A 4,429-nucleotide genomic window follows, 5' to 3' on the forward strand; every position below is an offset into this window, starting at 1 on the left:
CGGCAAGCTGCCGTCGCCGCACCGCTGAGCCGGCCGCGCCCCGATCCCATCCACCAACAACATGACTGCCTGCCCGGCCCTGTGAAGACTCCCGAATGACCCGCCTCCTGCGCCTTGGCAAGATTCTCTTCGTCATCCTCTATTACGGCCTGGACGAGCTGGTGCTCTCGGGCTTCAGCAGCCGCAGGATCCGCTTCCTGGTGCGCGTCATCACCATCGGGCGCAAGCTCGAGATGCCGCGCGGCGAGCGCCTGCGGCTGGCGCTGACGCGGCTGGGCCCGATCTTCGTCAAGTTCGGCCAGGTGCTGTCGACCCGGCGCGACCTGATGCCGGCGGACATTGCCGACGAACTGGCCAAGCTGCAGGACCAGGTGCCGCCGTTCGATTCGGTGGTGGCGGTGAAGATCATCGAGCGCGCGCTGGGGCGGCCGCTGGACCAGCTGTTCGAGACCTTCGAGCACCAGCCGGTGGCCAGCGCCTCGATCGCGCAGGTGCACTTCGCCACGCTCAAGGGCGGCCCCTGCCACGGCCGCGAGGTCGCGGTGAAGGTGCTGCGCCCGGGCATGCTGCCGGTGATCGACAGCGACCTGGCGCTGATGCGCGACATGGCCACCTGGATGGAGCGCTTCTGGGCCGACGGCAAGCGCCTGAAGCCGCGCGAGGTGGTGGCCGAGTTCGACAAATACCTGCACGACGAGCTCGACCTGATGATCGAGGCGGCCAATGCCAGCCAGCTGCGCCGCAACTTTGCCGACACCAGCCTGCTGCTGGTGCCCGAGGTGTTCTGGGACTGGTGCAGCAGCACCGTGTTCGTGATGGAGCGCATGCACGGCATCCCGATCTCGCGCACCGAGTCGCTCAAGGCCGCCGGCGTGGACATGCACCAGCTGGCGGAAGAGGGTGTCGAGATCTTCTTCACCCAGGTGTTCCGCGATGGCTTCTTCCATGCCGACATGCACCCGGGCAATATCCTGGTGTCGGTGCAGCCCGAGACCTTCGGCCGCTATATCGCGCTGGACTTCGGCATCGTCGGCGCGCTGTCCGAGTTCGACAAGAACTATCTGGTGCAGAACTTCATCGCCTTCTTCCGGCGCGACTACCACCGCGTGGCGCTGCTGCACGTGGAGTCCGGCTGGGTGCCGCCCGACACCCGCATCGAAGAGCTGGAAAGCGCGGTGCGCGCCTGCTGCGAGCCGTACTTCGACAAGCCGCTCAAGGAAATCTCGCTGGGCATGGTGCTGATGCGCCTGTTCCAGACCTCGCGCCGCTTCAATGTCGAGATCCAGCCGCAGCTGGTGCTGCTGCAGAAGACGCTGCTCAATATCGAAGGCCTGGGCCGCCAGCTCGACCCCGACCTGGACCTGTGGAAGACCGCCAAGCCTTTCCTGGAACGCTGGATGCACGAGCAGGTGGGCTGGAAGGGCGCCTGGGAGCGGGTCAAGGTGGAGGCGCCGCTGTGGGCCAAGATGCTGCCCGACTTCCCGCGCCTGGCACACCAGTTCCTGGAGCGGCGCGCGCTGACCAGCAACGGCGAGCAGGACAAGCTGCTGGCAATGCTGGTGGTGGAGCAGCGCCGCACCAACCGGCTGCTCGGCACCGGTCTGCTGTTGCTGGGCGGCTTTGTCGCCGGCATCGTGCTGACGCATGTGCTGGGCTGGGTGGGCTACTGGTAGTGCACCCCTGGCTGATCCATCTTAGAGGTGACCATGAGCGACCCCGCCAAGCCTGCCCCGACCTTCGCCACCCGCAACGCCGCCGACCCGGCGTTCTGGGACGAGCGTTTCGAACAGGGCTTCACGCCCTGGGACCAGGGCGGCGTGCCCGAGGAATTCCGGCAGTTCATTGAAGGCCGCGCGCCATGTCCGACCCTGATGCCAGGCTGTGGCAACGGCTGGGAGGCCGCGTGGCTGTTCGAGCGCGGCTGGCCGGTGACGGCAATCGACTTCTCGCCGCAGGCGGTGGCGTCAGCGCGGCGGACGCTGGGGCCGGCGGGGGTGGTGGTGCAGCAGGGCGATTTCTTTGCCTTCACGCCGCAGCCGGCGTGCGAGCTGATCTACGAACGGGCCTTCCTGTGCGCGCTGCCGCCGGCGATGCGGGCCGACTATGCCGCCCGGGTCGCGCAACTGCTGCCGCCGGGCGGCCTGCTCGCCGGCTACTTCTACCTCGGCGAAAACCGCGGCGGGCCGCCGTTCGCGATGCCGGCCGAGGAGTTGGACGCACTGCTGGCACCGGCCTTCGAGCGGCTGGAGGACCGGCCCTCGGCCGCGCCGCTGCCGGTGTTCCAGGGGCAGGAGCGCTGGCAGGTCTGGCGCCGCCGGTCCGGCTGAAGCAGCCGCCGGCCAGCGCTTGTGGCGCAGGCGATGCTCCGCGTGGCGCATTTGCGCCAGCGGGGAATTTTTTTCGCCCGCGCTGGTCTGCGTCGCTATAATCCGCGTTTTGATTCGGCTACGACCGCAGCCCCGGCCGCGTTTTCCGCCCTGCGCGAGAACTCCAGGCAGCTCGATATGCGGCCCCGACCGATGAATTGGACTCCGGGCAGATGCGCGCAAGCAACGTGCACTCATGCGCCGCCCGGCATTCGGTTTCTCGCCACAAGGGCACTTTCTGCATAGGGCAGCGGCATGCTGATCTGGTTCGTCATCATCTACTGGGTAATCTCGGTCGGCATCGGCCTGTGGGCGGCGCTGCGCGTGCGCAACACCACCGATTTCGCCGTCGCCGGGCGCAGCCTGCCGTTCCATATCGTCACCGCCACCGTCTTCGCCACCTGGTTCGGCTCCGAGACGGTGCTGGGCATCCCCGCCGTATTTCTCAAGGAAGGTCTGTCGGGCGTGGTCTCCGACCCGTTCGGCTCGTCGCTGTGCCTGATCCTGGTGGGCCTGTTCTTCGCCCGGCCGCTGTACCGGATGAACCTGCTGACCATCGGCGACTACTACCACAACCGCTATGGCCGGCTGGCCGAGGTGCTGACCACGCTGTGCATCGTGGTGTCCTACCTGGGCTGGGTGGCGGCGCAGATCAAGGCGCTCGGGCTGGTGTTCTTTACCGTCTCGGACGGCGCGCTGTCGCAGGAGGCCGGCATGATGATCGGCGCCGCCAGCGTGCTGGTCTATACGCTGTTCGGCGGCATGTGGTCGGTGGCCATCACCGACTTCATCCAGATGATCATCATCGTGATCGGCATGCTCTATATCGGCTACGAAGTCAGCGGCCAGGCCGGCGGCGTCACGGCGGTGGTGTCGCACGCGGCCGCGGCCGGCAAGTTCGAGTTCCTGCCGTCCCTGGATCTCATACAGATCATCGGCTTTGCAGCGGCGCTGTTCACCATGATGCTGGGCTCGATCCCGCAGCAGGACGTGTTCCAGCGCGTGACCTCGTCGCGCACCGAGCAGATCGCCGGGCGCGCCTCGGTGCTGGGCGGCGTGCTGTACTTCTGCTTTGCCTTTATCCCGATGTTCCTGGCGTATTCGGCCACGATGATCGACCCCGGCATGGTGGCCAAGTACATCGACACCGATTCGCAGCTGATCCTGCCGAAGCTGATCCTGCAGCACGCACCGATGTTCGCCCAGGTGATGTTCTTCGGCGCGCTGCTGTCGGCGATCAAGAGCTGCGCCTCGGCGACGCTGCTGGCGCCGTCGGTGACCTTTGCCGAGAACATCCTGCGCCCATACTTCCGCCACCTCGACGACCGGCAGTTCCTGCGCGTGATGCAGACCGTGGTGCTGGTGTTCACCGCGCTGGTGACGCTATTCGCGCTCAACTCGCACCTGTCGATCTTCCATATGGTCGAAAATGCCTATAAGGTCACCCTGGTATCGTCCTTCGTGCCATTGGCCTTTGGCATGTTCTGGAAGCACGCCACCCGCCAGGGCGGGCTGGCGGCGATCCTGCTGGGCCTGTCTTCGTGGCTGACCTGCGAGGTGGCCTTTGCCGGTGCCGTGGTGCCGCCGCAAATGGTGGGCCTGCTGTTCTCGATCAGCGGCATGGTGATCGGTTCACTGCTGCCGCAGTGGATTGCAGATCACGCGCCAGTCAAGGAAGTGCATATCGCCTGACGGCCCGGGGTCTGCCACCCCCTCATTTCCGGCGATCAGGCGGCCCCGGAACGGTTTATAATTCAAGGCTTTGCATCGTCGCACGGGAATTTCCCGCGGCCGCCATGGCCCGCGCCGATGTCCGCCTTTGTACCGATTCCGAAGTTTTCTCGCGAAATAACACCATGCCGATCTATGCCTACCGTTGCGACGCCTGCGGCCACGGGCGCGATGTGCTGCAGAAAATGAGCGATGCCCCGCTGACGGACTGCCCGTCGTGCGGCACCGCCGGCGCGTTCAAGAAACAGCTGACCGCTGCTGGTTTCCAGCTCAAGGGCTCGGGCTGGTACGTGACCGACTTCCGCGGCGGCAGCGCCGGCGCGCCGGCAGCG

Annotated in this window: 4 protein-coding genes; all 4 read left to right on the top strand. The window is 66.4% G+C overall.

The genetic code is table 11. The features are described from left to right. The first annotated feature begins 95 nt into the window (after positions 1–95). Positions 96–1,673 carry a ubiquinone biosynthesis regulatory protein kinase UbiB gene (gene ubiB / locus CF68_RS21700; RefSeq protein WP_035822756.1) on the top strand — a complete coding sequence of 526 codons (1,578 nt, stop codon included), beginning with the start codon at positions 96–98 and terminating at the stop codon, positions 1,671–1,673. Between the two features lie 33 nt (positions 1,674–1,706). Next, entirely contained in the window at positions 1,707–2,327 is a 621-nt protein-coding gene (locus CF68_RS21705; RefSeq protein ID WP_035822758.1) for a methyltransferase domain-containing protein, read from the top strand. Between the two features lie 294 nt (positions 2,328–2,621). Further along, the gene (locus CF68_RS21710) at positions 2,622–4,058 is read left to right on the top strand and encodes a sodium:solute symporter family protein (RefSeq protein ID WP_035822760.1); all 1,437 of its coding nucleotides are present in this window, start codon (positions 2,622–2,624) and stop codon (positions 4,056–4,058) included. Between the two features lie 164 nt (positions 4,059–4,222). Continuing rightward, on the top strand, positions 4,223–4,429 hold a 207-nt coding region (locus tag CF68_RS38555), incomplete at its 3' end, for an FmdB family zinc ribbon protein (RefSeq protein ID WP_304413123.1).

Origin of the sequence: Cupriavidus sp. SK-4 (assembly GCF_000611125.1) — a bacterium.
GTDB classification, from domain to species: Bacteria; Pseudomonadota; Gammaproteobacteria; order Burkholderiales; family Burkholderiaceae; genus Cupriavidus; species Cupriavidus necator.

What these genes read in the sequence shown, in the direction of transcription:
- CF68_RS21710 (WP_035822760.1), top strand. Translation starts at nt 2,622, where the DNA reads ATGCTGATCTGGTTCGTCATCATCTACTGGGTAATCTCGGTCGGCATC.
- ubiB (WP_035822756.1), top strand. Translation starts at nt 96, where the DNA reads ATGACCCGCCTCCTGCGCCTTGGCAAGATTCTCTTCGTCATCCTCTAT.
- CF68_RS21705 (WP_035822758.1), top strand. Translation starts at nt 1,707, where the DNA reads ATGAGCGACCCCGCCAAGCCTGCCCCGACCTTCGCCACCCGCAACGCC.